Origin of the sequence: Bacillus sp. 3255, from assembly GCF_031456485.1 — a bacterium.
Lineage (GTDB): Bacteria > Bacillota > Bacilli > Paenibacillales > NBRC-103111 > Paenibacillus_E.
Genome location: NZ_JAVDUS010000016.1, coordinates 16,792 through 41,988, shown reverse-complemented (window position 1 = coordinate 41,988; position 25,197 = coordinate 16,792). Strand labels below are relative to the sequence as shown.

Annotated in this window: 28 protein-coding genes; 14 read left to right on the top strand and 14 right to left on the bottom strand. The window is 53.0% G+C overall.

The window, feature by feature from the left end:
- The first annotated feature begins 84 nt into the window (after positions 1 to 84).
- The 4 genes from J2X61_RS22780 to J2X61_RS22765 all read left to right on the top strand — a co-directional run bounded on the left by J2X61_RS22780 (position 85) and on the right by J2X61_RS22765 (position 1,081).
- On the top strand, positions 85 to 249 hold the full coding sequence (locus J2X61_RS22780; protein ID WP_274472156.1) for a DUF1328 domain-containing protein: 165 nt from the start codon (positions 85 to 87) through the stop codon (positions 247 to 249).
- Positions 250 to 312: 63 nt separating this feature from the next.
- Positions 313 to 693, top strand: coding sequence for a YflT domain-containing protein (locus J2X61_RS22775; protein WP_274472157.1), 381 nt, complete (start codon positions 313 to 315; stop codon positions 691 to 693).
- Positions 694 to 729: 36 nt separating this feature from the next.
- Positions 730 to 876 carry a hypothetical protein gene (locus J2X61_RS22770; RefSeq protein WP_310190789.1) on the top strand — a complete coding sequence of 49 codons (147 nt, stop codon included), beginning with the start codon at positions 730 to 732 and terminating at the stop codon, positions 874 to 876.
- Positions 877 to 913: 37 nt separating this feature from the next.
- Entirely contained in the window at positions 914 to 1,081 is a 168-nt protein-coding gene (locus tag J2X61_RS22765) for a hypothetical protein (protein ID WP_310190786.1), read from the top strand.
- 292 nt (positions 1,082 to 1,373) lie between these two features.
- Here the strand turns inward: J2X61_RS22765 and J2X61_RS22760 are convergent, their stop codons facing one another.
- The 5 genes from J2X61_RS22760 to J2X61_RS22740 form a co-directional block, all read right to left on the bottom strand.
- Entirely contained in the window at positions 1,374 to 1,574 is a 201-nt protein-coding gene (locus J2X61_RS22760; RefSeq protein WP_274472160.1) for a cold-shock protein, read from the bottom strand.
- A gap of 72 nt (positions 1,575 to 1,646) precedes the next feature.
- Entirely contained in the window at positions 1,647 to 1,847 is a 201-nt protein-coding gene (locus J2X61_RS22755; RefSeq protein ID WP_274472161.1) for a cold-shock protein, read from the bottom strand.
- Positions 1,848 to 2,238: 391 nt separating this feature from the next.
- Positions 2,239 to 3,852 (bottom strand): copper amine oxidase N-terminal domain-containing protein, encoded by a 1,614-nt coding sequence (locus tag J2X61_RS22750; protein ID WP_310190783.1) that lies wholly within the window; start codon positions 3,850 to 3,852, stop codon positions 2,239 to 2,241.
- 176 nt (positions 3,853 to 4,028) lie between these two features.
- On the bottom strand, positions 4,029 to 4,397 hold the full coding sequence (locus tag J2X61_RS22745; RefSeq protein WP_310190781.1) for an LSm family protein: 369 nt from the start codon (positions 4,395 to 4,397) through the stop codon (positions 4,029 to 4,031).
- A gap of 132 nt (positions 4,398 to 4,529) precedes the next feature.
- Positions 4,530 to 6,089, bottom strand: a complete 1,560-nt coding sequence (locus J2X61_RS22740) for a copper amine oxidase N-terminal domain-containing protein (RefSeq protein WP_310190777.1) — start codon at positions 6,087 to 6,089, stop codon at positions 4,530 to 4,532.
- A gap of 185 nt (positions 6,090 to 6,274) precedes the next feature.
- Here J2X61_RS22740 and J2X61_RS22735 point away from each other — a divergent pair, with 185 nt between their 5' ends.
- The 3 genes from J2X61_RS22735 to J2X61_RS22725 all read left to right on the top strand — a co-directional run bounded on the left by J2X61_RS22735 (position 6,275) and on the right by J2X61_RS22725 (position 9,922).
- On the top strand, positions 6,275 to 6,814 hold the full coding sequence (locus J2X61_RS22735) for an NfeD family membrane protein (protein ID WP_274472165.1): 540 nt from the start codon (positions 6,275 to 6,277) through the stop codon (positions 6,812 to 6,814).
- Positions 6,815 to 6,840: 26 nt separating this feature from the next.
- On the top strand, positions 6,841 to 8,298 hold the full coding sequence (locus J2X61_RS22730; protein ID WP_274472166.1) for a flotillin family protein: 1,458 nt from the start codon (positions 6,841 to 6,843) through the stop codon (positions 8,296 to 8,298).
- 136 nt (positions 8,299 to 8,434) lie between these two features.
- Entirely contained in the window at positions 8,435 to 9,922 is a 1,488-nt protein-coding gene (locus tag J2X61_RS22725) for an HD domain-containing phosphohydrolase (protein ID WP_310190773.1), read from the top strand.
- A gap of 60 nt (positions 9,923 to 9,982) precedes the next feature.
- Here J2X61_RS22725 and J2X61_RS22720 read toward each other — a convergent pair whose 3' ends face one another.
- The 3 genes from J2X61_RS22720 to J2X61_RS22710 all read right to left on the bottom strand — a co-directional run bounded on the left by J2X61_RS22720 (position 9,983) and on the right by J2X61_RS22710 (position 13,281).
- Positions 9,983 to 11,272 carry a hypothetical protein gene (locus tag J2X61_RS22720; protein ID WP_274472167.1) on the bottom strand — a complete coding sequence of 430 codons (1,290 nt, stop codon included), beginning with the start codon at positions 11,270 to 11,272 and terminating at the stop codon, positions 9,983 to 9,985.
- A complete protein-coding gene (locus J2X61_RS22715) occupies positions 11,259 to 11,825 on the bottom strand; it encodes an RNA polymerase sigma factor (RefSeq protein WP_274472168.1) in 567 nt (188 codons plus the stop codon). The genes J2X61_RS22720 and J2X61_RS22715 overlap by 14 nt, the downstream gene beginning before the upstream one ends.
- Positions 11,826 to 12,024: 199 nt before the next feature.
- On the bottom strand, positions 12,025 to 13,281 hold the full coding sequence (locus tag J2X61_RS22710) for a hypothetical protein (RefSeq protein ID WP_274472169.1): 1,257 nt from the start codon (positions 13,279 to 13,281) through the stop codon (positions 12,025 to 12,027).
- 170 nt (positions 13,282 to 13,451) lie between these two features.
- Here J2X61_RS22710 and J2X61_RS22705 point away from each other — a divergent pair, with 170 nt between their 5' ends.
- From J2X61_RS22705 to J2X61_RS22690, 4 genes are all read left to right on the top strand, one after another.
- The gene (locus J2X61_RS22705) at positions 13,452 to 13,895 is read left to right on the top strand and encodes a hypothetical protein (RefSeq protein ID WP_274472170.1); all 444 of its coding nucleotides are present in this window, start codon (positions 13,452 to 13,454) and stop codon (positions 13,893 to 13,895) included.
- A gap of 246 nt (positions 13,896 to 14,141) precedes the next feature.
- Positions 14,142 to 15,371, top strand: a complete 1,230-nt coding sequence (locus tag J2X61_RS22700; protein ID WP_310190768.1) for an S-layer homology domain-containing protein — start codon at positions 14,142 to 14,144, stop codon at positions 15,369 to 15,371.
- Between the two features lie 119 nt (positions 15,372 to 15,490).
- On the top strand, positions 15,491 to 16,180 hold the full coding sequence (gene araD / locus J2X61_RS22695) for an L-ribulose-5-phosphate 4-epimerase (RefSeq protein ID WP_310190765.1): 690 nt from the start codon (positions 15,491 to 15,493) through the stop codon (positions 16,178 to 16,180).
- Positions 16,181 to 16,752: 572 nt separating this feature from the next.
- A complete protein-coding gene (locus J2X61_RS22690; RefSeq protein ID WP_310190762.1) occupies positions 16,753 to 17,244 on the top strand; it encodes a GAF domain-containing protein in 492 nt (163 codons plus the stop codon).
- Here J2X61_RS22690 and J2X61_RS22685 read toward each other — a convergent pair.
- The 5 genes from J2X61_RS22685 to J2X61_RS22665 form a co-directional block, all read right to left on the bottom strand.
- Positions 17,237 to 17,686 (bottom strand): PilZ domain-containing protein, encoded by a 450-nt coding sequence (locus J2X61_RS22685; RefSeq protein ID WP_274472174.1) that lies wholly within the window; start codon positions 17,684 to 17,686, stop codon positions 17,237 to 17,239. The two genes, J2X61_RS22690 and J2X61_RS22685, sit on opposite strands and share 8 nt — an antisense overlap.
- Before the next feature lie 80 nt (positions 17,687 to 17,766).
- On the bottom strand, positions 17,767 to 18,915 hold the full coding sequence (locus J2X61_RS22680) for a polysaccharide deacetylase family protein (RefSeq protein WP_310190760.1): 1,149 nt from the start codon (positions 18,913 to 18,915) through the stop codon (positions 17,767 to 17,769).
- A gap of 129 nt (positions 18,916 to 19,044) precedes the next feature.
- Positions 19,045 to 19,317, bottom strand: a complete 273-nt coding sequence (locus J2X61_RS22675; protein ID WP_274472176.1) for a helix-turn-helix domain-containing protein — start codon at positions 19,315 to 19,317, stop codon at positions 19,045 to 19,047.
- A gap of 128 nt (positions 19,318 to 19,445) precedes the next feature.
- Complete coding sequence (locus J2X61_RS22670) at positions 19,446 to 20,087, bottom strand: thiamine diphosphokinase (RefSeq protein ID WP_310190755.1); 642 nt, start codon at positions 20,085 to 20,087, stop codon at positions 19,446 to 19,448.
- A 121-nt stretch (positions 20,088 to 20,208) separates the two neighbouring features.
- Positions 20,209 to 20,454: a hypothetical protein gene (locus tag J2X61_RS22665; RefSeq protein ID WP_274472178.1), complete on the bottom strand. Its 246-nt coding sequence runs from the start codon at positions 20,452 to 20,454 to the stop codon at positions 20,209 to 20,211.
- A 134-nt stretch (positions 20,455 to 20,588) separates the two neighbouring features.
- Here J2X61_RS22665 and J2X61_RS22660 point away from each other — a divergent pair, with 134 nt between their 5' ends.
- Positions 20,589 to 21,326, top strand: a complete 738-nt coding sequence (locus J2X61_RS22660; protein ID WP_274472179.1) for a DUF554 domain-containing protein — start codon at positions 20,589 to 20,591, stop codon at positions 21,324 to 21,326.
- Here J2X61_RS22660 and J2X61_RS22655 read toward each other — a convergent pair.
- Positions 21,323 to 22,024, bottom strand: a complete 702-nt coding sequence (locus tag J2X61_RS22655) for a response regulator transcription factor (RefSeq protein WP_274472180.1) — start codon at positions 22,022 to 22,024, stop codon at positions 21,323 to 21,325. The two genes, J2X61_RS22660 and J2X61_RS22655, sit on opposite strands and share 4 nt — an antisense overlap.
- Positions 22,025 to 22,344: 320 nt before the next feature.
- On the opposite strand from J2X61_RS22655, the gene J2X61_RS22650 reads away from it, so the two are divergent.
- Both J2X61_RS22650 and J2X61_RS22645 read left to right on the top strand, forming a co-directional pair.
- Complete coding sequence (locus tag J2X61_RS22650) at positions 22,345 to 23,271, top strand: sensor domain-containing diguanylate cyclase (RefSeq protein ID WP_274472181.1); 927 nt, start codon at positions 22,345 to 22,347, stop codon at positions 23,269 to 23,271.
- Positions 23,272 to 23,421: 150 nt separating this feature from the next.
- On the top strand, positions 23,422 to 25,050 hold the full coding sequence (locus J2X61_RS22645; RefSeq protein WP_310190752.1) for an S-layer homology domain-containing protein: 1,629 nt from the start codon (positions 23,422 to 23,424) through the stop codon (positions 25,048 to 25,050).
- The last annotated feature ends 147 nt before the right edge of the window (positions 25,051 to 25,197 follow it).

Here is a 25,197-nt window from a genome sequence, read left to right as displayed (position 1 = left end):
AAGCCTTGTTTCACATGATGGACAAGCGGGTATTAATGATCATAGCCAAGAACAACAAATAGATCATGAAAGAAGGTGTTTCCTATGTTAGGTTGGGCTATCATGTTCCTGATTATTGCGCTAGTCGCAGGAGTATTCGGATTCTTCGGCATTGTTTCAACAGCCGTAGGGATTGCCAAGGTATTATTCTTCGTGTTCCTGATTATGTTCGTCGTCTCGCTGATTTTCGGCAGACGGAAAGGCTTCTGACGATTACCGTAGTGAGTAGCCAGAGGCTTCACCTATACCCTATTCGATTGAGGAGGAACGACCATGAATACTTATCCAAGAGTGAGTGTGACATCCAACCTTCAAGAAGCGCAGGAGCAAGTGAAGCAGCTATACCGCGAGGGTTTTGCAAGGGACAACATCTATGTACTGACACATAGTGAGGACGGCACGGAATTCGTTGCCAACTATACGGGTGCAGAGCAGATTACGATGGCGGAGGAAGGCGTGTTGACGTCGATCGCCAATCTGTTCCGATCCCGCGGCGAGGAGCTCCGGGCGAAGATGAGAGCGCTTGGTGTGTCCGAAGCCGAGGCGACCCGGCTGGAGAGCGAGTTGGATAGAGGCAAGATACTCGTTCTCGGGAAGCCTTCGGGTGAAGGCATGGTGTATGATGAGGCTGATTTCCAACGGACGATATTGTAAAGGAGAAGGTGTCCCGCTGACGGGGCACCTTTTTCGTTGTCCGCGGCGATGCGGCGTGCAGGGCTGGCTAACGGACCCCACGGCCGTTATTCCGGCGCGATCGGAGCGGTCGCGAGTCTAACGGACACCGGAGCGCTTATTTGCCGGTTTCGCGGCGAAATCTCGCCGAAATGGGGCAAATAGCGGCAGCGGTGTCCGTTAGAGAAGGAAAGCGGCTCAAATGCGTGGAATAAGGGCCGCTGTGTCCATTGGCCGGGGGCGGGCTTCGCCGGCTAACGGACCCCACGGCCGTTATTCCGGCGCGATCGGAGCGGTCGCGAGTCTAACGGACACCGGAGCGCTTATTTGCCGGTTTCGCGGCGAAATCTCGCCGAAATGGGGCAAATAGCGGCAGCGGTGTCCGTTGGAGAAGGAAAGCGGCCCAAATGCGTGGAATAAGGGCCGCTGTGTCCATTAGGCGCAGCCGGGTCTCCGTCGCAGCCGATCTCACCTTCCCGGCCAGCGCAGTCGGTTCCTGGGTTGCCGTCCCCGCCGGCGACACGGCGCAGCCGTCCCCACCGGCTACCCGTCGCAGCCGTCCCCGCCGATCGCCGGCCGAAAAATGAGAAAGCCCTATATACCAGAAGGTATACAGGGCTTTTTCGGGGCTTCTTCGTACTGCCATCGGCTGATCCTTTAAATCAACGCCTGCTGCTTGTGTTCGATAAGGTAGGGAGCATCTTGGAATCTTTGACCATGGCAGAATGACAAATCGGACATTCCGGACTTTCTTCGAATGAAAAGTTATCTCTCATCCAACAGGAGCACTGTTCCGTGCTGCAAGTCCAAATGCTCGTTTGCTCTTCGGGAACTGGTTCCATCGATTTCTTTGAAAAGTACATATGAAACTCCTCCTTGTCATCGTAGATTCAGACTCAGACTCGCAAGCAGTGTATAGCAATATGGAGTAAGGACTACAGCTTGACTACATTTTCAGCTTGCGGTCCGCGGTTACCTTGAACAACTTCAAATTGTACGCGTTGGCCTTCATCCAAGCTTTTGAAACCTTCCCCTTGAATTGCGCTGAAGTGAACGAACACGTCGTTGCCGCCTTCCACTTCAATGAAACCAAAACCTTTTTCTGCATTGAACCATTTAACCGTACCTGTTTCCATGTAACATAAACCTCCAATAATTTGTTCCTGCGTATCGACTTTTGGTTAGTGTAAAACCTGATAGCTTGTTAACAACGCAGCTTTGATAATATATCCAGTTGGAAGGGAGCTTATTCCAATTTCATGAAAATTTCATTTCCGGGCGGATTGACCTCTGCCAAATGCTGCATTTCACTGAGGCTGCTTGCCGCAGCAAAGCCCTGACGCGGGCTCTAACGGCGAATCCCCGTCCCTAGCTGCCGCACAGGCCTCGGTCCAGCGCCACGGCGCCGAGCGGCCGCCTGTATTGGAGGCCTGTACGCTTCCGCCACAGCCAGCCTTACAGCCGCCGATGGCCCAACCAAAAAAGCTCGCCCCAAAACTCAGACGACCTGAGGGGCGAGCTCTCCTGCTATTCGCGTGAAATATTCACGCTGTAGGTATCCTCATCGAACGCGACTTTGCACCCAAGCTGCTCGGCGATGAAGCGCAGCGGTACGAAGGCTGCGCCGTTCTTCAGAACAGGTGCGCTGTCCAGCTGCACGGACGCACCGTTCACGCTCGCGGCTGTGGAGTCCAGCGTCAGCACAAGCGTCTTCTCGGTCAAAGCGTCCTCGACCTTGATCTGCTTGGCGGCTGCATCCCATTTCACCTCGGCGCCCAGCCGCTCGGAGAGGAAGCGCACCGGCACCATGGCCGCACCTTCCTCGTTAATGTACGGATGACTCGCATCGTACGGCGAGTATTCTTCTTCTTCTTCACTGAGCAGAAGACGGATATCCTGCTTGGCTATCTTGAGATCGTGCCGCAGCAAGTTGTAGAGCGGGGAATCCTTCTTGATCGAGCCGAGTACGGCAGCGCCGTTGTCCTTCGAGATACTGTCCAGATCCTGCGTCCCGCCGGAAACATCAATCGCCGCCGCTTTAACCGGCTTGTTGATATTCCAGATTTCGTTGGTATAGGCGAGCTTCACAGCGCTGACGCCAGAGCTTGGATCGGCGATCGGCAATGTCAGCTCGGACTGAACCTTGCGAATTTGTTTCTCGCCATCTATGTACAGATCGGCTTTCAGTGTGGTCTGGTCGCTCAGGAAAGCTTTGGCCTGCGGGTCCGAGAGGGAGGTGCGCATTTGCTCCATATTCTTATCCCAGTCCTTCAGTTGTTTCCCCAGCATTTGGTTGATGGTTGTATACAGGAATTCGACGGCCAGCGTTTTGTTATCCAAGTAAGCGGTGGCAAGATCGGCATATTCGGAATGCGTCTCTTCTCCGGCGGCGGAGGCCTTCATGGATTCCTTGATGACCGGCACGAGGATGTCGTAGAGATGGCCGAGCATCTCCTTCAATCCTTTCTCATCCGCTGCTACATTCGTCAAGAATGCTTTGAGCAAAGGGAGCAGTTCGCTGCCCTTAATCTCGATTTGAACTTTCTGCAGCGCGAGGGTTTCGTTGTAGACAGTATCCGTAACGGACGAGACGGAAATATGTTCAGGGTTCGGCAAGTTTGTAATGAAGAATCTGTATAAAGCCGGCATAAGCTCGTTCATTTTAGCGATCAGCTGCTGCTGCATCTCGGCGGAAATCGCCGCCGCAGCGGGAGATACAGCAGCTGCTGTATCGTCGAATCCCTTCGCCATATGGATAGAGAAGGGTTTCTTCGCACCTTCGACTTGCAGGATGAAGGCCTTTCCGTTCCATGTCATTTGAAAAGGAATCGATCCCTTGCCATACGTCAACGCACCGTCAACCGACATGTTCATTTTGTCCTGCAGCTGAATGTTTCGCAATTCCAGCTTGGCATGGTTCAGTGCTTCGATGGCTTGCTGGTCTTCTGCGGATAATCCGCCGGAATTGGTTGTGACAAGGTCCAGTTGAAGCGTGGTTTTGGCCGAGGCGGACTGCAGGGTGGCATTGTTCAGAAGAGCCTGTCCTACATCCAAGCCTTGAATTGTTTGGCAGCCTGTCAGCACCATCAGCATCACAGCCAATGCAGCGGAAAGCCACCATGTCATTCTCTTTCTTAACATCTACGAATCTACTCCTTATTATGAAATTGCTAGAGAATAATAGCTGCGATAGATTATACGCATGGATGAAGAGAAAGATGCGGTGGATACAGTAAATTATTACAAATCATGGGATCCGCATATGGCCAAAGAAAAACGCCCCCAGGTCCAAGCAGACCGTAGGGGCGAGATCGTATTTAGGCAAGAAGTAAAATGACGAGCAGTTCGAACAGCACCAACGTCAAAATCTGATTGTATTGAGCGGGTGTGTATACCGGTCTATGGCCTTGATGATGCGGGCCCATCGGAGTCGTCTGCAGATAGGCGTGATGCCCGTCAACGTTGACCAAAACTCCCTCATACGTATGCCCGTCTAGGGTTGTGACACGAATCGTGCGGCCGACATAGGGGTGAAGCGCGTTCATGATCATATTTCTTTTATGCCTCAATTGATTCGGCCAATTGGGTTCTGCCTGATAGAGGACATGGGGACCGTGCTGTCCATGGTGGCCGTGCTGGCCGTGCTGGTCATGTTGACCGGGTTGGAACGGAGGATTCGTATACATGGTTTTCGCTCCTTTATTCGTTACGGCTGCTTCGAGCAGACGCATGTTGAATGCCTAGATGTATATAGACTATTCGCCCACCCGGAAAAGGTTCCGATAACGCAGCACAGCACATTCCGCACAACCCCGGCACTAATCCCGCTTGATCGTTACGACTCGCGTATCATCGTCGAACGAGACGACACCGCCGAGCGATTCTGCGATGAAACGGATCGGGACGAACGTAGAGCCATTAACGAGCGTTGCTGCGCTCTCCAGTTCGATTGAAGCGCCGTCAACGCTGGCGGTGCGGCGATCCAGCTTCAGGACGATGATCCTGCCGGACAGCAAGTCTAGAATGGTAACTTCCTTCGTATCGGCATTCCAGCCGACTTCAGCGCCTAGCTTTTCCGAAATAAAACGGACCGGCACCATCGTTTTACTGTCTCCGTTGATGAAAGGCTGCGGAGTATCGCTTGCCGCCGGATCCCCGCTTTCATTTAATTGCAAATGGACTTCTTTTCTCGCGATTTTCGCGTCTTCTCTCAGCAAAGTGTAGATGAGCGAATGCCGGTCGAGGTTGCCCAGCACTCTGTAGACCGTGGAAGCATCTACACCGACGGGCACGAAGCCGCCGGAGATATCGATCGAATCAGCCTTCACCGGCTTATTCACATTCCAGGTCTCGCTAACGAAATTCAACTTCAAACCGGCAACCCCAGTGCCCGTATCCGGCATCGGCATGCTCAGCGCCAAGCTTTGTTTCCGTACCCCGTGATCGCCGTCTACGTAGAAGTCCGCCGCCAGCGCGGACTTGCTGCCGAACATAGCGTGAACCGGCAGGACGCCTTGTTCTCCGTCGCCCGATATAACGGCGGCTAGCGACTCTGCCGCTTTGGCGAGATAATCATGGACAGGCTGATAAATGAAACCGACAGCCAACGGCTTATTGCCGAGCAGCTTTAGCGTGAAGTCCGCTGAACCCGATGCGATCTCTTCCTGAATGATCGGGTACATGGCATCGTACAACTGGCTGATCAGCTCTTGCAGCCCTGCTTCATCGGCAAGAATCCCGCTAAGCAGCCTGTCCAGCAGGGAGGCCAGTTCCGTGCCGGTTAGCTCCATATGTACCTTCTGAAGGGACAGGTCCGCTCCGCCAACTTTCTCCGTAACGGAGGAGACCGCAATGCTCGGAGGATTCGGCATATTCGCTAGAATAAACCCGATGACGGCGGGCTTAATCTCCGCCGCTTTGCTGCCGATCTGCTCTTGAAGTGCGGCAGGGAGCAGCTTGGTGAACGATGCGTTCGAACTCCCCAAGAGGTCGATAACAACCGGCTTCTTCCCGCCCTCGACCTGCCAGATGAGCTTCGTGCCGTCCACGGCAATCTGGAAAGGGATCGTACCTTTCCCATATGTGATCGTGCCGTCTGCCGAAAGCTTCTGCGTACTCTCGGTTTTCACATTTGCAAGTTCGATTGTCACTTTGTGCAGGGCGCTAAGGGCCTGCTGCTCAACAGCGCTCAGTTGGGAAGTATCCCCGGGCACAAGCTCGATCTGCAGGCTGCCTGCGGACTCCGAGGATGTGGCTGCCGAACTTTGTTGAATGGCTGCAGCCAGGTCTACGCCTTGTACGGACTGACAGCCCGTCAGCGTCAACAGCAAGAGAACCCATGCGGCGGAAACCCACCAGGTCACTTTCTTTTTATACATGTGCTAATCTACTCCTTAGGTTTAATAGAATAACATAAAGACGCCCAATGATTATACGCGAGCCGAAGAAGAAGGATTCGCACCTCATTTTATGTTTTTTGACCGAAACCTTTTATTACCAGTTGAGTCTATATTTATGAGGTGAGAGATGCGCTTCGGCAGGAAGCCCTAAGGAGGTGACGTCTATGATGACTTTGTTTGCCATATGTTTCTTTACAGGCCTTGTATTGACGGTGCTGCTCACGTTTTTCGGCGGCGATTTCTTCGAATTCCACGGGGATGCCGGGGGAGGACATGGCCACGGCCATGGGGGACCGTCCTTCTTCAACCTGTCCTCGCTGTTAGCCAGCTTGACGGCATTCGGCGGGATCGGTTATATGCTTGGCGAGCTCGGCATGACGAACGCTTTGGTCATTTTGCTGATTGCTATCGGTTCCGGCCTCGTGATGGGATGGCTGTTCTTCCTCTTTTACGTCAAAGTCATCTACAAACATGATAACAGTATGAAGGAGAGCGATTTTGAGCTTAGCGGACAACTGGGCAGGTTGATCGTGGGAATTAACGGCCATGGCATCGGCGAGATGGTCATTGTCATGCAGGGGACCAAGCGCTCTATCAGCGCTCGATCCGCGGAGGGAGAGTCCATTCCTAAAGGGGCTAAGGTAGTTATTTTGCATATGGATAAAGGTGTTGCGACAGTAAGCAGATTCAGTGATCTGGCCTAAATACACTCTCGGGAGGTAATACGTTCATGTTGACGGTATTGTACACGGTGGCAGCGATCGTGATTGTCGTTTTTATTTTACTTACCACCATTGTCAGAGCCTATAAGAAAGTGCCGCCGAATGATGCGATGATCGTGTTCGGTTTGGGGGGCAAGCGCGTCGTGCAGGGCGGCGGCACCTTCGTCATTCCGGGCTTCCAGAGCTTCAAAACGATTTCCATGATGCTGATGAGCTTCGATGTGAAGCCGGACCAGCCGATGTTTTCCTTGCAGGGCATAAGGCTCAAGATTGAAGCGGTTGCTCAAATCAAAATTCAGAGCGATCCCGTCGCCATCGCCACGGCCTCCGAGCAGTTTCTGGATCATACGCTGCTGGAACGCGAGATGATGATTCTGCACTCTGTAGAGGGACATCTGCGCGGATTGGTCGGACAGTTGACGGTCGAAGCGATTCTTAAGAACCCGGATGAGTTGAACAGCAAGATGAGAGAGACGTGTTCGGAGGATTTGGATAAAATGGGTCTCAGCCTGATCTCCTTCGTTCTCAAGCGCGTGGCGGATGATCAAGGTTATATTGAGAACCTCGGTGTTCCGGAGATTGAGCGCGTCCGCAAAAGCGCCAGCATCGCCAAGGCCGAAGTCGAGCGGGATATCCAAATTCGCCAGGCGGACACGGAGAAGGAATCGGCCATCCGGCGAGCCGAGGCGCACCAGCTGAAGATTGAAGCGGAGACGGCCGCTACGGCCAAGGAGGCGCAGTACCGCAAGGAGCTCAGCATGAAGGAGGCGGAGTTCAAGCAGGAAACGACCTCCCGCCAAGCCGAGGCGGATTTGGCCTATGAGCTGAAGCAGAATCAGATCAAGCAATCGCTCGTGACCGAACAGGTGCGGATTAAGCAGATGGAAGCCGAAGCGAACAAGAACGTTCGGCAGATCGAGGTCGAGCTGAAGCAGAAGGAGCTCGAAGCGACCGTCATCAAGCCGGCCGAAGCGGAGAAGCAGGCGGCTATTATGCGCGCGGAAGTGAGCAAGCAGCGGCAAATTCTCGAAGCGGAGGCCGAAGCCGAGTCGACGAGAAAACGCGGCGAAGCGACGGCTGAGGCCGAGCTCGCCAAAGGGAAGGCGAATGCGGAGGTCATTCGCTTGGCCGGTCTTGCGGAAGCGGAGGCGCTGGAGAAGAAAGCCGAGGCTTACAAGCAGTATACGCAAGCGGCGGTAACGGTGGAGATTCTGCGGATTCTCCCGGAACTGGCGGAACGCATTGCGGCCCCTCTGAGCAACGTGGATAAGATCACGGTGATCTCGCAAGACGGCGCGACCTCCGGCGTGAACCGGGTGACGGGCGACATCGCCAAGATGATTGCGCAGGTGCCCGAGATTACGCAAACGCTGACAGGTCAAACCGTCACCGATCTGGCGCGCGCCTTCCTCGGCAAAGACGCGGACCTAACGGCGAAAACCGTTATGAATAAGGATACGGAATAAAAGGATGCCCTCGGTCTTGCTGTTCTAAGGCTGAGGGCATTTTTCTCTGCGGCGAATGTCGAATTGCTATACAATAGGAGAGAAGCTGGGATGTTGGTTGGGTCCCAGAGTTTAGATTGAAACGAGGCAGTCCATCATGCATATTTACCGCAAGTTTCTGCGAGATTTGATTCGCAACTATATCATAGGCTCCGGCATTGCCGTTGTGGTGGTAGGCGGGGTTATCATTTCGACGACGCTAGCGATTTCGAGTGCGGAGATGGTCCGCATTTTCTTCATTATGATCTTATCGCTCTGTGTGATGATCCTGGCCGAGCTGCTCGTATTTCGCCGGCATATGCAGCCGATTCGGGCTATGCTAGTCCGGGAAGCGCCCGAACTTGCCGTCATCCGCGAGGCTTATGTGCAGACCCACCGCTTCCCGGCGCTCTCGGTGAAACGAATTGTGGGGCCGCACTTTCTAGGCCTCTCCGTCCCGGCGATGGCGATGGCCTTCATCGCGATTAAGGCGGGATGGCTGTCGCTTCCGATGTATTATCTCGGCCTTGCCGGCGTTGGAGCCGTACTGGTGGCCAGCATGCACGCTTTGCTGGAATTCTTCATGACGGCTCAGGCGATTCGCCCGGTCCTTATACATATCCGCGATGTAGGCGGGCGGCTCTATGGCGAAGATGTCTCGCTGGACGGGCGGGTCATCGTATCCATTCAGCGCAAGTTTCAACTGAGCGCCTTTCTAATCGGGACGATGCCCTTGTTCCTGTTCAGCTTGGCGACGCAAATCCGCCTTATTTCGGAAGCGTCGCATGTATCCGTCGATTATTGGAAATGGGCGGGCCTTATTCTGCTGCTCGGTGTCGGCTTCTCTTCGTTGGGGGCCAGGATGCTGGCGAGAGATATTCAGCAGCCGATCGAATATTTGCATAAGGCGATGAAGGACGTCCAAGCGGGGGATTTGCAAGTGCGCGCGTCGGATTTATATTCCGATGAGTTCTCGCGGCTTGTGGCCGGCTTCAATCATATGGTCAAAGGCCTGGAGGCCCGCGAGCGCATGAACAATCAGCTGCTTCAGAGCTATTACGCTACGCTCGCTGCCGCTCTGGACGCCAGAGATGCTTATACGGCCGGTCATTCCACACGCGTCGCCCAATATTCGCTGATGATTGGCAGAGCGGAAGGGCTGAGTGAGCGGCAGCTGGATCTCCTGAACAAAACGGCGCTGCTGCATGATATCGGCAAAATCGGCGTGCGTGACGATGTGCTGTTGAAGGAGGGCCGGCTGACCGACGAGCAGTTCGAGATCATCAAGCTGCATCCGGTGCTGGGTGAATCGATCTTGAAGCAGATCGAGCCCGCCGAAGCGATGGCTCCGCTGCTTCCCGGCGTGCGCTCGCATCACGAGCGCTATGACGGCAAGGGATATCCGGACGGCCTGCAGGGCCAGGATATTCCGGAATTCGGGCGCATCATAGCGGTAGCGGATGCGTTCGATGCGATGACGTCCGACCGGCCGTACCGGAAGGGGATGCCTGCGGAGAAAGCGCTGGCCATTCTCCAGGAAGGGAAGGGGACGCAATGGGATCCCCGCTATGCGCAGTCGTTTATGGATGCATATACGAAACGGTAATACAAAGGGGCCACCCGGCGGCAGAAGGATCTGCACGTGCGGGTGGCCCCTTATTGCATGCTATTCAGCTGCTCGGGCCAGCTTATCCGAGAGCGTCGGTTCCAGGAAGCGGCCGACCTTGTCAATCCACTCCTCGACGTAATGATCCGTGGCCCACTGTGCCATCACCAGCTTCTCGCCGGGTAATAAATCCAGTGTAAGCTGCGGAGCGCTGCCCGGCGCTTGGCCGTAAGGGTAGAACTTGAGCTGATCTTTCTCGAAGATCACGATCATATCGCCTAGCGGCGATGTCAGCGCATCCGTCGCTTGCGGCCAGGTGGACTGAATGCCGCTCCAGGTACAGCACAGCTCGTCGTGATTCACGACCTTCTCCGGCAGCTCGCGCGGGAAGTCATGCAGCACGTAGCTGTCAGGCGCTGTGGAGCTCGCGCGCGGTGTCTCCGCGACTTTGCCGACCCAGCGACCGGGTTCGCGCTGTATCGTCCAGCTCTGGGATGTGAGATCTCCGCGCAGTCCGCTGGACAGGGAGGCAAGCGTGCTGTCAACGTTCGCATTCGAGCCATAGACATCGGCAAGCGATACGTGATTCTTGTCCACCGGTTTATTATAGAACTGGATGGTGTGCCCTTCCTTCAATTGCGGGAGAGTACGCACCCAGATGCGGTCCGCCTGATAAGGGACATTGCCCCGCAGCGTCTGCTCCGACTCGGCAATCGACAAGTACTGATTCCCTGCGAAAAGCAGCGTTTCCGTGCGATTCAGCTGTTCGCTTTCCACATCCGGGAATACTTCCGGCTTGGCAGGCTGATCGGCTAAGTGCGCGGATAAGTAGTGGAATTCATCGGTCTTCGTTCGATGAACGAGCGAGTCGATCTTCCAGAAGTTTTGCTTATAGGGCATGAGAATTCCTGGGCCCTCGGATGTTAATTGCAGCTGTCCGCGAACAGGCGCGATCAGCATCGTGCGATACGTACTATAGGGCATTGGCTTCACCGACCGCCCGGATTGGGCCTCTGCAGGCTCCTGCTCGGTCCTTAGCCCAATGAGCAAAGCCGTCGTAATCGGCGTCGGCGAGTGGCTGACGGACGCTGCAGCCGTTGTTAAACCGGCGTCTGCGACAGGAGCGGCTTCGCTCTGGGTATGCAGCGTTCCCCATGGGAAAAGCAGCAGGGCTGCGGCGACCGCGCCGATGCCTGCGAAGCAGAACACGGGCCCTACCTTCGGCTTCGTTCGTTCCTTGCGCTCGATCGCGTCTTCGATGTCGCGTTGAAGCTTGGAAGTAAAGCCGGGGCGCTCAAGCGGTCCTGATTCCAATTGTTTGCGTAAATCATCCGGATCAGGATTGTTCAAGAGCCTCACGCTCCTTCAGTTTGACCACCTTGAGTCTGGCGTGGTGAAGCCGCGATTTGACGGTACCCTCCGAGATGTTAAGAATGGATGCCATTTCTTTGGTGGAGAGCTGGTAATGAGCATGCAAAATAAGAATCTCCCTGTACTTCGGAGGCAGGGAAATCACTTTTTTCCAAATATCGCTTGCGTATAATTTCTCCATGGCTTCCGTTTCGGCAGATTGTGATGTGCCCGTCGATTGGATGAAGCCGACAAGCGTCACTTTGCGCCAGAAAGCCTTGCGCAGATAGTCGTAAGTTGTATTGCGGGTAATCGTAAGAAGCCAGGTCTTGACCGAGGCCTCACCGCGGAATGTAGTAAGATTGCGATAAACTTTAAGGAATGCATCCTGTGTAATATCATCGGCTAAATCCGAATTGCGGCAAATGCTGAAGGCATAATTCCAAACATCATTGCCATAGGTTTCCATCAGATTACGAAGAATAACTTTCTGATCTGTGGTTTCAGATACGTATTTCAAATATTCAAAAACATGGACACCGGTCGTCTCCATTCCCTCACCTCTCTGAATTAGACGCGTGCAGCCTGAAAAAGTTCGATATCCGCCTAAAAAAATTTACTGCACCCTATAACTATACCATTCGAATGCAGTAAGGAACATCGGTCTATGATTCAGAGAAAGGATCGAAAAAAGTGTGTCCAAATAGACGGGGACGGGGCCGGAAGGAGGCAGGAGGCGCGGGCGGGAAAGTTCAGTCCTCGTGGGGGTGTTCGATTTTGCCTACCGTGATTGCTTTGTAGCGCCAGAAGGTTTCGTTAATGAGTGCCGCCTCTTGGTCATTCAAATATTGAACCAATACCGTGACTTCAGGTACCTTATTGGGACGGCGGGAGAGGCTGTGCTTGGATTTCAACAGCTGTCCGATGATGAACCCGATCAGGAAGCCGCCGATGCCGTAGAGCAGCCCCCAGATAATAGGGCCCCATTCCAGCACGAATCCTAAACTGATACCGATCACGCTGCAGGCCGTCGCGCTGGCAAAACCGATTTCAACGGCTTTGGTTGTCTGGTCGAAGCGCTGGTCGACGATAGACAACGATTTATCTCGATGAGCGTTCATGAGGACAGGCAGAATCCGGCCGGACGGAATCCCGCTGTGCTCCAGGATGCTTAGAGCTTGTTCCAGCTCCGTGCTATGTTCAAATGTACCGATTATCCACAGTGGAATATGGTTTGCGCTGCTGCCGCCCATGATTCGATTCCTTGCTTTCTCATAATAATCCGTCAAATATTGGCGCTGTGTTATACGAAACAACCGATTCTGTTCAATAGAGCTCGAATAGGCATGGAACATGGCGCCTCCGAGCACGGAGGGCATGAACATCAGCCACTGAGGCTGCAAAATGCTGGCCACCATCCGGTTATGTCCCAGGATTAGCGCCATAAGGGCCTCATAACTGTGAGAGAAAGTGATGTAAATCCACCACCAGAGAATGCCGTAAAAGCCCAACCAGATATGTTTATTGTAGAGCTGTCCCAGACCGGGAAAAAAGAACGAGCAGAAAGCGGCGACAAGAGGCCGTTTCTTCTCGAGGAATTGAATGCCGGTTGAGCGCATGAGATGAACCGGAATCCGGCCGTTTTCCAAGATAGCCAACTCATAATGCTTGTTCGTTTCGAGCGCGCTTCGGTAGCTGTCCCAAATCGCAAAGAAATAAATAATCATATAGCCGTACAGCCACTGAGGGTGCAGCACCTGCTTGGCCATTGCGAAGTTGCCGCTGAAGGAATACACCATACCCTCATTGATATGGGCTAATGTATTAATGATAACCTCGGATAAGGTCAGCAGAACGCCTGTCGTATTTTTGTACATGAGCAGGTGTCCGAAACCAGGGAAGGAAGCTGACCACCACGCCACCATGACCGGATTGCGCCGCTGGGCATAAATAATATCGAACCTTCGTACGGAGGCCATCATCCATCGGGGAGTGGAATTTGTCGACAACGTAAATCCATCCTCTCTGCGTTTGGTCTAGTATCACAACAATTGGCATTTATTATGCAAAATATGGGATGCAAAATTTGTCGCAACAGTCTTGACAATAGAAGGCCATAACACGCAATATGAAGGTAGGATGATGTCATCAAACAGGTCCTTCGGAGAGGAAGAACACCATGAATTTCGTTGAGCATATTATGGATCACCTGCGTTCCGGTGCCATTAACAACTATCCGCAGCCAGTTTCACTGAATATGGGACTAGCGTATACGGTTAAACTGGAAGACAGAAAGACGAATTTAATTTGGTTGCCTTTTGAATATACGGGACTTGCTTACGTGGATATGGGACAGCAAGTGAATGTTTATCCCTATTATCGAGGCGTCATATTTGAAGAGGTCGAGCTTTCCCGCGGTACGGATCTGCATAAGCCCCAAACGGAGGAAGCCTTCGTTAAGACCTTATTTCACAAAAGCTGGGAAATGCATCAGCTGCTCCAGCAGGAGAAATATGCCTATTTGCAAGGCAGCGCACCGGATTTCTTGACCAAGATGCTGTACATAGCCGATTGGCTGCGCTATTATAATTCGGCCGTAACCGTAGGCGCACGAAAATCATAATCGCCGTTCATAGTAGGACCATAACATCTACAGGTGTAGAGGGTATGGTCCTTTTTGCTGATCTGGGAGACGGTGCCGGCCGTTCTGACAGGTGCTGGCGGTGCGGCTATAGACCCAAGCCTGACCGGGTTTGTCGCGTCTTCCTTACTAGGCATAAAGCCTGTTCTCAAAGCTGAATAGAAGGCTTATTCTAGACAATGGTACAAGTTGGTACCGAATAAATTGTAGAGAAGCGGAGAATCTTGTATGCGGCAATTGAATAAATGGCTAACCATAGCAGCGGTATGCTGCGTAATAACCATAGGCACTCAGCAAGCGAAAGTTGAAGCTGCAGCCATGAAGGATGTCAAGGGGCACTGGGCGGAGCAGACGATTAACCAGATGTCGCAGCAAGGGCTGCTTGACGGCTTCCCGGACGGGACCTTTCGGCCCGACGACGCGGTGACGGCAGATCAATTCGTGAAAATTGTGCTGCTTGCTTTCACCGATATATTTCCCAATGGGGAGCGGAATTGGAGAAGCAGTTTCCTGCAATCGTTAAGCGCCGGCAATCAGAGCATTTTGCAGCAGGATTACCGGGACTTCACATTCAAGCCGAGCACGGTCGGCTATTGGGCCAAACCTTATTTGGATTTGGCCAGCGATCTTCATTTCATAAGCAAAGGCCAATTCCCGGATTACAAGGCGAAGCTGAAGCGGGAGGACGTTGCAGAGATCTTATATTATTTACTTAAGGAAACCGAGTATTTGGAGGACGAAGCGTACAGCCTTCGAGCGGCCTCCCAGTTCGGCGATCTGCGGAGCGCGACAGCAAGACAGCAGAGGTTCATCGGGGAAGCGATGACGAAGGGGATCATGGAAGGATACCCGAACGGATACTTCGGTGTCGGCCGTGACGTAACCCGTGCCGAAGCGCTGCAGATCATTACACGGCTGCAGACCAAATCGAAACGGATTAGCGTCAAGAACGAGGGCGAGGCGTTCGTCAAAGTCGTGCCTACGAAGGATGGCAGCTACAAGAAGTTGATCTTCCCCGATCAGCGCATGCTGGAGGCTTACGATGTTATGGAAGAAGCCGGCAAGCTGCGCGGGACGAACTACGATCTGGAGGAAACGACGCTGCGCCTGTTCCGGAACGCGGAGGCCAAGGCCGTTGCCGTGAACGGCCCGACCGCCGGAGTCCGCAACAGCAATGAGGCCTCCCTGTGGCTCGATCCGCAGTTCGCCACTTACGGCGTAACGGTCCGCTTGGAGGACGGCACATTGGCCCGTAATATGGAGAGCATCCGGAAGTTCACGGATAACCTGTTCGGCTATGATGCCGACATTTTCTATCGTCATTTCACGGAAGCCTGCGCTCAGGCGGCGGCCCAAGGCGTATTGGAGACGACGACGAAGCAGATCGGGAGCTTCTCTGTGGAAACGCGTTTGGAGCCGGACGGCAAAACAATTGTTTTCTCGATCATACACGCTTAGCGGATTGGATGAGGTGTACATACAAGTTGTACGCCTCTTTTTAATTTGAGCAGGTATCTAGCTAACATGTACGTACAAGTGTATAATGAGTTATTATACACGGAAGGTGATGAGAGCAAGTGCTGGACAATTTAAAACAGGCGGTTCTGGAAGCGAACCTGGACCTGCCCAAATATCGGCTGGTCACATTCACATGGGGAAATGTCAGCGGGATTGACCGCGATCAGGGACTTGTCGTAATTAAACCAAGCGGTGTTCCCTACGAGGAGCTGAAAGCCGAGGATCTCGTTGTGGTGGACTTGGAAGGCCGCATTGTAGAAGGCAAGCTGAAGCCTTCCTCGGACACGCCGACCCATCTGGCGTTATACCGCGCTTTCCCGTCGATTGGCGGTATTGTGCATACGCACTCGCCGTGGGCCACCAGTTGGGCGCAAGCGGGCCGGGGCATCCCGGCGTTGGGTACGACACATGCCGACTACTTCTATGGTGAAGTCCCCTGCACACGTCTCATGACGGAAGCTGAGATCAAGGGGGCATACGAGCTGGAGACGGGCAACGTCATCATCGAGACGTTCAAGGATTTGGACCCGGCGATGGTGCCGGGCGTGCTGGTGAACTGCCATGCGCCGTTCAGCTGGGGCAAGGATCCGCACAATGCGGTGCATAACGCCGTTGTGCTGGAGGAAGTTGCGAAGATCGCCTACCGCACCTATCAACTGAATCCTTCGATTCAGGCGATGGATCAGACGCTGCTGGACCGGCACTTCCTGAGAAAGCACGGAGCTAACGCCTATTACGGGCAGCAATAATACCGGCGATTGACCGGAATCATAAATTTATGGGGCGACCGGGAAGCGGAGGTTGCCCCTTTTCTATTATCAGCGGCTAACGGACACCATGAGGCTGTAAATTAACTATGGACAGTTTTGCGTGAACGGACACATGCAGAGAATGTATGTGATTTTTCGTATACATTTTGTGGTCTCCCACAGATTTCCGAAGTTATATACAATTAATCGAAAGCCTCACCACGGCCACGGCCGTTATCCTAATGGACACAGGCGCCTCTATACACCGACTTGGGAGTGAGGACGGGCAGAAATGAGGAAATAAAGGTGCTGGTGTCCGTTAGCCGCAAAAGTAGGGGGATTTCCCGTTCCGGAGGGGGGCCGTGCCTATGCCTGTGTACACTTACACGATCCCGTCGGTCAGTCTTTACCGATTCCGGCTCTGGGCATCGCGGCATCCCATTTTCACAGCCTGTCCCACGGGAAGAATGCCGATCTTGGCCGAGATTCCCACTCCTCATCTTTGGCGGGAATGAACGCTTAATGGTATGATGAGAGTGCAAGACGATTAGGGGAAGAAGGATGATGAAGTCATGTTTACGAAAGCCAACTACGATGGAACAAGAGAAGACAACTATGCCTTGCTGATTCAGCAAGTTGAAGCATTGATACACGATGAGCCGAATCGCATTGCCAATTTGGCCAATGCCGCGGCGCTGCTCGGACAGTTTCTGACAGAGATCAACTGGGTGGGGTTCTATCTGCTGGACTCGTCCCAAGAGAAGGAAGAGCTTGTGCTGGGGCCCTTCCAGGGACTGCCTGCATGCGTGCGAATTCCGCTAGGCAAAGGGGTTTGCGGGACCTCGGCGCAGCGCCGGGAAACGGTGCTTGTACCGGACGTGCATGCGTTCCCGGGGCATATCGCCTGCGACGCCGCTTCCCAATCGGAGATTGTCGTGCCGATCGTGCGGGGCGATGAGCTGATCGGCGTGCTCGATATCGATAGCCCGATCCTGAGCCGTTTCGATGAAGTCGACCGGCGTTATTTGGAACAATTCGTACAGAAGCTTGCAGCCGCTATGTAATCTCGTATTGCAAGGCGAGAATGTCTTCAAGATCATCTTCGGAACAAAAGCTGCAGCTTGCGAGAACGTTGTTACGCCGCAAGCGACTATACAACATAATCAAATGACTGGTAAGCTGCTGTTCCAGAACCGGATCTGCGATGCTGAATTCAATCCCGTATTCATAGAGGGTTGGCTTCAGCATCGTTTTTCGTTTAATGACGCCCAAAATTTTCATTTCTTGATGAAACAGAAGGAAAGTAAACTCCAGCAGCAAGCTCATCTCGGTAGGAAGATTCAAGGGGGTGTGCATGCGGATCCCGCCGGCACTGATATCCTTGATCATGATTTTGGAGTGTTTGGTTTCGATTGCTTTATTTTTGATCCCGATGATTTTGAACATGGCGGATAATGGGATTTGGAGATGAATCCTGAAGCTGGAGCGCTTATTTGGCTGTGACATGAAGATGCTCCTCTAGGTTAATAGGTATATTATACTATAAAAGTAGTCATTTTGGTTCGCATAATTAGAAAAGAAGCCCCCTATTTAGGGAGCTTGGCAGCGAATGCTTTCAAATTTTCCTCACCGTTAACGAAAATCCGCTTTAGCTGGTAAGGCGGCTGCTGGTTGGTGGCTACGCCTTGCTCGGTGGTAAATGCATACCGAAACCCGTGCTGCTTCAGGATCTTCAGCGTTGTTTTATTGTATTCCCCATAGGGATAGCAGAAAATATCGGCTTTCGTTCCCAATTTCGCTTCAATTTGTTTCCTGGCTTCCACGATTTCATAGGTCTGCTCATCCGCTCCAAGACGAGGGAGGTGAGGATGTGACATGCCGTGCGGTTGAATATCCCAGCCTGCCTCGTGGAGCTTACGGATCTGCTCCCAGTTGAGATAGCCATCCTGTTCCGTCATGCCTGGGGAAACGAAGAGCGTCGCGGGGAAGCCGTATTTGGCCAAAATCGGCATCGCTTGCTCATAATTGTCGATGTAGCCGTCATCGAACGTAAGCAGCACCGGTTTCTCCGGAACTTGGAGGGAATCGTCTCCTTCCAGGAGGCGGATGAATGTATCAAGCTTGAGAGGGGTGTAGCCTTGCTTATGCAGGTAGGCCATCTGCTCCTTCAGTTTGTCCGGAGAGATCACGACGATATTGCCTGGATCTATCGCAACACTATGGTAGTTGAGCACGGGAATGCTTACCTTCTTCAGTGCCTTGGGAACGTAAGTCGCCGCGGTAACGGTAACGGTGGCTGGCGGCTCCGGCTTCATGTCCACTGGCAGTGGACTTCCCGGGGAGAGGGAGAGCTCTGCAGGTTGGCTAAGGTCCGTATGCGGGCTTGACCCTGTATGCTCGCTGTGCTCTGCGCCCTGCTCTCCAAGCGTCCGCTCTGCAGCCGGCAGCGGTTCCGCAGCGGGAGCTTGCTCGGGAGCTGCTAACCCGACTTCGACCGTCCTGGCAGGTTCAGACGACATGTCCGCGATGCGTACAGGCTCCTCGAGCCGTGAAGCCCCGGCAGCTTCCTCCGCGGAATCGGGGGCTTGTCCGCCATGCAGAGATGCGGCAGCGGGGACAGCTCCTTGCTTGCTGTAGCTGGAAGCGGGTGTGCAGGAGGCTATAAGGAAGAGAAGCAAAGTGAAAAGCCCGGCAGATTTGGCAAGCGACAGGACTTTTTTACCCGTTATGTTCATAGGTTCACACCAACCGTTTCTAGAGAAATAATCTATTACTCTATTTGTAAGCAATGGCTGGGGGAAATATACATAAAACAAAAAACTGGCAGAAGGGACTGATGACAGTCTCCAATGCCAGTTCAAGCGTTAATACATGTTGCCGATGATGGTAGCGAGTAGCTTACGCATCGAGCGTGTGCCGACTTTATCCATAATTTTATCGATATGAACCTTAACGGTCTTTTCACTTATGCTGCAATGTGCTGCCAATTCTTTGTTGCTATAGCCATGAAGAGCGATAAGTCCCATAATCTCAGCTTCCCGATTCGTAAGCAGGTGGATTTCTGCAAATTGGGAGATGACGGATTGCACACTTTTGGGTTGGACGATCCGAATTAAATTCTCTTGTGCATAGGGCATGCTTGGACAACCTCAATATCTATTAGTAATATCTGGTGCAAAGTACATTGTAGCAGAGATGTGCCCTGTAGCTTTGCTACCAGATTTGTCTATTTTCTAAATTTTGCATGAAAAAATGTCCTTCGCGCCTAATCCTTACTTTGGATCACAAGCAATAATCCCGAGCTGATCTCAATCAAGCCCTCCGGTTCCGTGAGAATATTGCTGATTCCAAGCGATTGCCCGATGACTAACGTAGCCTGGTGCAGCGGGTATTGAAAGCCGTGAAGCGTAATGCCGGTAACCTCCAAGCTTAGCGGGAGCAAAGAGATATGAGAATAGCGGCCCCGCTCGACCCGCGTCGATTGATTCATCACGAGGATATGATTATTAGCGTCTATAATCGAACAGGAGATCCCCAGCTCGGTACTTTTGCGCAGCAGGTGCACATTCGCCAAGGAATGATCGAACCGTGTGCCTAGAGCGCCGAGAATAAGAATATGGTCCGGGTGCCGGTCCAGCGCCCAATTGAAAGCCATTTCCGTATCGGTCAAATCCTTATGCACCGGATCGCATTCGATGAAGCTGCGGCTGGACGAGCGAATGAGGTCCAACTCCTCTGCGGTCACCGAGTCGAAATCTCCCATCGAGATGTCCGGTTCATAGCCGTGTTGAATAAGAAATAAGGCTCCGCGGTCAGAACCGACCAATACGTCAGCTTCTTGGATGATGTCAAGTGCCCAGTCGCCGAGCGTGCCCCCCGTAACAATGATGATGCGTTTTCCGTTCATGCTTGATCCCCCAGCGTCATTATCATCCCCTTAGTATACCATAATCAAGCAAAAAACCGAGCCGCATCCATCGCAGCCCGGTTCCATGATTAAGTTCTGTTATTGATGACGGTTGCTGATTTCAATTTTCGCCGTCAGCATCGTGATTTACGCGCTTGCGCATCGGGTTCAGCTCCGACTGATCGTGATCAATTTGGGCCTCATCTGCGAAGCCCTGAAGTTCCCAAGTGGTGCGGCCCAGGATAAGATCCGCCGGAAATTCATCCCCGCGTTTCAGTGTTACCTCTTGTCCAGCCTCATTGGCATAAATGCCGTCTGTCTCCACGACATCGCCTGTCATTGGATCCATGGATTTGTCTTTCGACATGCCGTATTCCTCCTTTCCTGTTGCTTATCCATACGATTTCCAAGCGTGGAGGAAATTATGAGTAGATTCGTGTAGAATGAGAAGGTTGTCATGGAAGGCTAATAGAAGGATTGGACAGAAAGGGAAGGAACATCATGGCATTATGGGGGACAATGGTGAACGCAATCGCCATTATCGTAGGGGGATTATTAGGGATGGCGCTGCCCCGCATCTCGGAAGGCATCAAAAGCACCGTCATGCAGGGCCTTGGGCTTGCCATTACGGTGCTGGGCATCACGATGGCCTTCAAGTCGAATAACATCGTGCTCGTTATTATGAGTCTCGTTGCCGGAGGGATCGCGGGTGAGCTGCTTCGCATCGAATACAGGCTTGCCCAGCTCGGTGATTGGCTGCAGGCCCGAATGAACCAAGCGAACGCCGGGAACGCCACCGGCCGCATCTCGGAAGGCTTCGTGACATGCACGCTGGTGTACTGCATCGGAGCGATGGCCATTCTGGGACCGCTGGACGGCGGTCTCCGGCATAATCATGATATTTTGTACACGAAAGCGCTGTTGGACGGATTCCTGTCCATTATTTTCGCATCGACCTTGGGGGTCGGCGTCATCTTCTCAGCAGCATCGGTGTTCATTATGCAAGGTACGATCGCCTTAGCCGCAACGTTCATCGCAATGGCCTTCAGCCAAGCGTCGCTGGATGCAATGATCGTTCAGATCACGGCGGTCGGCGGTGTTCTGGTTATTGGCGTAGGCATCAATATTTTGCAGATTAGGAAAGTAAACGTTGCCAACATGCTGCCGGCACTGGTGATAGCGGCGGCAGCCGTACCGCTGCAGCAGCATATGGCCGAATGGTGGCAAAGGTTCTTCTAGACGGCGGAACCGTTGAATTTGTAGCCGACGCCCCGAACCGTAATAATATAGCGGGGCTCGGCCGGATTCGCTTCGATCTTCTTGCGCAGATTGCTGATATGTACGATGAGCGTTCGCGGGTCTCCCATACTATCGAGACTCCAGATCAGCTCGAATAGATGTTCGATTTTATATACCCGGTTAGGGGTCTTGGCCATTAAGGAAAGCAGATCGAATTCTTTGGCCGACAGCGAGATCGTCTGCCCGTTCACACGAACGATATGGCTGACCAGATCGATTTCGAGTCCGGGGAACCTCACAAGCTGCGGATCGTCCTGATGCTGCTCGCGAATAGAGTTGCGCCGCAGCAGGGCCTTCACTCTGGCGACAAGCTGGCTAGGGCTGAACGGCTTCGTCATATAATCGTCGCCACCCATACTCAAGCCGAGAATCACGTCGATGTCTTCGCTTTTGCAGGAGATGAACAGGATCGGCGTATTACTTGTCTTACGCAGCTGCCTGCAAACTTCTATACCATCGAGTCCCGGAAGCAAAATATCCAGAACGATAAGATCGGGTTTGTGCTCTTTCACGATTTCGAATACGTCTTGTCCATTATTGGCGCTGATAACTTTGTATCCTTCTCGAACTAGGTAAAGCTGGATCAATTGGACAATTTCTTGCTCATCATCTACTACTAGAATTGTTTCTCCTGCCATAACTAGAAATCCTCCTTAGTAACGGAACGGCTCTACGAAGGGAACGGTTCCCCGCTCACTAATGTTAACCTCATTATAGAACGAATCTCCCAGAAAATTCTATCCTTTTATTGCCAAAAAGTGAGATTTGACGCGGTTCCTGCAAGCGGGAGGGTGTAATGGACTATGTATTTTCTCGACTTTTGTAGAAACATGTCGAAAAACAGAAAATGCTTTCGCCAATTAACGCAAAATTTAGCTGGACTTTATCAAATCTTTATGTTTCCATGCTAATCTACCTTAGTCTCTATGCAGAAGCACACGAGGGGGCGACGAAAGTAATGAGTCATTCGGCTGATAAAAGTTTTGCGGTACCCCCATGGATGCAGAAGGATATATTCGTACGCCAATTCATCGAGCAAGCGTGGGATTTATTTTGTATATTCGATGTTCATCGAAATTTAACCTATGCCTCCAAGAGCTTCAACCCGGTGATCGGCTTCATTCCTGAAGATTTTCTGCAGGTGGTTGAGCTCATTGATTCTGAATATCGCATGGATTTACATAAAATGTTTATTCGAACGGTACAGACGTGCTGCAGCAGCAAGCTGGAGTTTCGGATGAAAGGAACAGGCGAGAGCTATAATTGGTTCGAATGCACCTCGATGCCGATCCGCGATGCGGCGGGGGAGCTCGCCGAGATCTGCTTCGTGCTGAATGACATCACGCTCCGCAAGAACCAGGAGAACCGCCTCATCGCCATGGCTTTCCACGATCCTCTGACAGGCTTGCCGAACCGCAGGCTGTTCAAAGAGCATTTGCATCAATTGCTTATGCAGGCCAAGCGGATGGACCGGTATTTTGCCCTTGTCTATTTGGATATCGACGATTTCAAGCTGATTAACGACACCATGGGGCACGATGTGGGGGACGCGTTCCTGCAGCATTTTGCCCAGCGTATTCAAGGCTGTCTTCGCGAAGTGGATATGTTTGCCCGGATGGGCGGCGACGAGTTTACCATTCTGCTGCCGGGCGTAGATTGCGAGGAGCATGTCAGAGGCGTGGCACAGCGGATTCTGAACTGCGTCGATCAGCCATGGGAGGTCTTGGATCAGGTTTTTAGGGCTACGGTCAGCATGGGGATTACGATGTATCACTCCGACACGAGGGAAGCTTCACAGATGCTTAAGGAAGTGGACATTGCGCTTTACCAAGTCAAGGGCAAGGGACGCAATCATTATCAATTCTATCAACCGAAATCCCGATAACGTACTCTATTAACAACCGCCGCGAAGGGCTAAGCCCCTCAGATAGCGGTTTTTTTGGCATTTACCCAATATTTACTCCTAGCCTATTAGCAGTCTTTCAAGGATGATAGAAGAATGTGATGAAAAGGTAGAAGGAGATGAGTGGCCAAGATGAGGTTGAGAAAAGGCCTTGTTGCCTTAGCGGCAGCGGGATTATTGACGATAGCGACAGGCTCGGGGTTGTATCATGCTCAGGCTGAGGCTGAGGCAAGTTCCGCGCAGGGTAAGTTCAACATGTCTTATATCTTTTTCGGCAATCCGAGTTCGTATACGGCTCAAGTAGATAAAAGCGGTCAAACGCTCGATGTGGTTTCTCCAAGCTATTTCCATCTTCAATCCGATGGCAGCCTGGAGCTTTCCGCTACGATACAAGCTTCTTTCATATCGGACATGCATGCGCGCGGGAAACGCGTCGTCCCGTTCCTGAGCAATGATTTCGACCGTGCGCTGGGAGAGAAAGCGATTGATAACCGGGAGGCGCTGGCGAATCAAATCGTGCAGGCCATTCAGACGTATAACCTGGACGGCATCCAATTCGACATTGAGAATGTGGATGGCGCTTACAGAGACGGGTATACCGATCTTGTGAAAAAGCTTCGTAACAAATTGCCGAGCGGCAAAGAGGTATCCGTTGCGGTGGCGGCCAACCCGACAGGCACAACCGGCAGTTGGATCGGCTTATACGACTATAAGGGATTGGGCGCCGTTGCCGACTATCTGATGGTCATGGCCTATGACGAGAGCTACCCGGGCGACCCGACACCGGGGCCTGTAGCTAGCTTACCCTTCGTGGAGAAATCCATTCAGTATGCCGTTTCGCAAGTGCCGGCTGAGAAAGTCGTTCTCGGTGTCCCGTTCTACGGCAGATACTGGAATCAGAATCCCGCGAGCAACGGCGCCGGTGTTACCTCTCAAATGGTGCAGAAGCTCATCAGCACGTACAAGGGGTCCGTCCAATATGATCGTGCGAGCCAATCGCCGGTTGCCAGCTTCACGATCCGTGAGGAGGATACGGCCACAAGCATTAACGGCCAACCGTTAGAACCCGGCGATTACACCGTTTGGTTCGAAAATGAGCAGTCCATGAAGGAAAAGCTGAAGCTGGTGAGCAAATACAAGCTAAAAGGTACCGGCAGCTGGAGCTTAAATCAGGAGACGGCGGATACCTGGGGGTATTTCGGCCTCTGGGCTGACGGCTTCTACTTCACCGATATGCAAAAGCATTGGGCCCAAGACGCTGTGCTTGCCGCGGCGAACCGCGGCTGGATGCTCGGCCCGGCCGCAGACCGGTTCGCGCCTGATGCGGCGCTGACCCGCGCAGAAGCCGCGACGATTATGGTGCGCGTGCTTGGCTTGGAAGGCGAGTCCGCGGGCAGCGGCTCGTTCACGGATGTGCCTGCTACGCATTGGGCGTGGCAGGATATCCAGCTCGCGAAGAAGAGCGGGCTGATCGAGGGGATCAGCGCGGACCGCTTCGCGCCGGATCAAATCATGACGCGGGAACAGATGAGCATGCTGCTCTCCCGCGCTTTGCACTTGACTTCGCAGGGCGGCTCCGCCTCTGCGAAGCGCTTCTCCGACGTGCCGGCGGACCGATGGTCGGCGGAGGCTATTGCTGCGATGAGCAGCAATGGCCTTGTCGACGGCTTCGCGAACGGCACGTTCCGCCCGGGCGCGTCGCTCACGCGTGCGGAGATGGCGGCGCTGCTGAGCCGCGCGCAGCCGCTGCTTACGAAGTAAGCAGCTGGGTGCGGCTGGCCGGTGGTGCCTCGCTCGCACGGACGCACCGCAAGTGCTCGGCCCCTGGAACCACGGGCGCCGCTTGCACTAACGGACACCAGAGCCGTTAATCGGGCGAAAATGGGGCGTCCTCAACGCTAACGGACC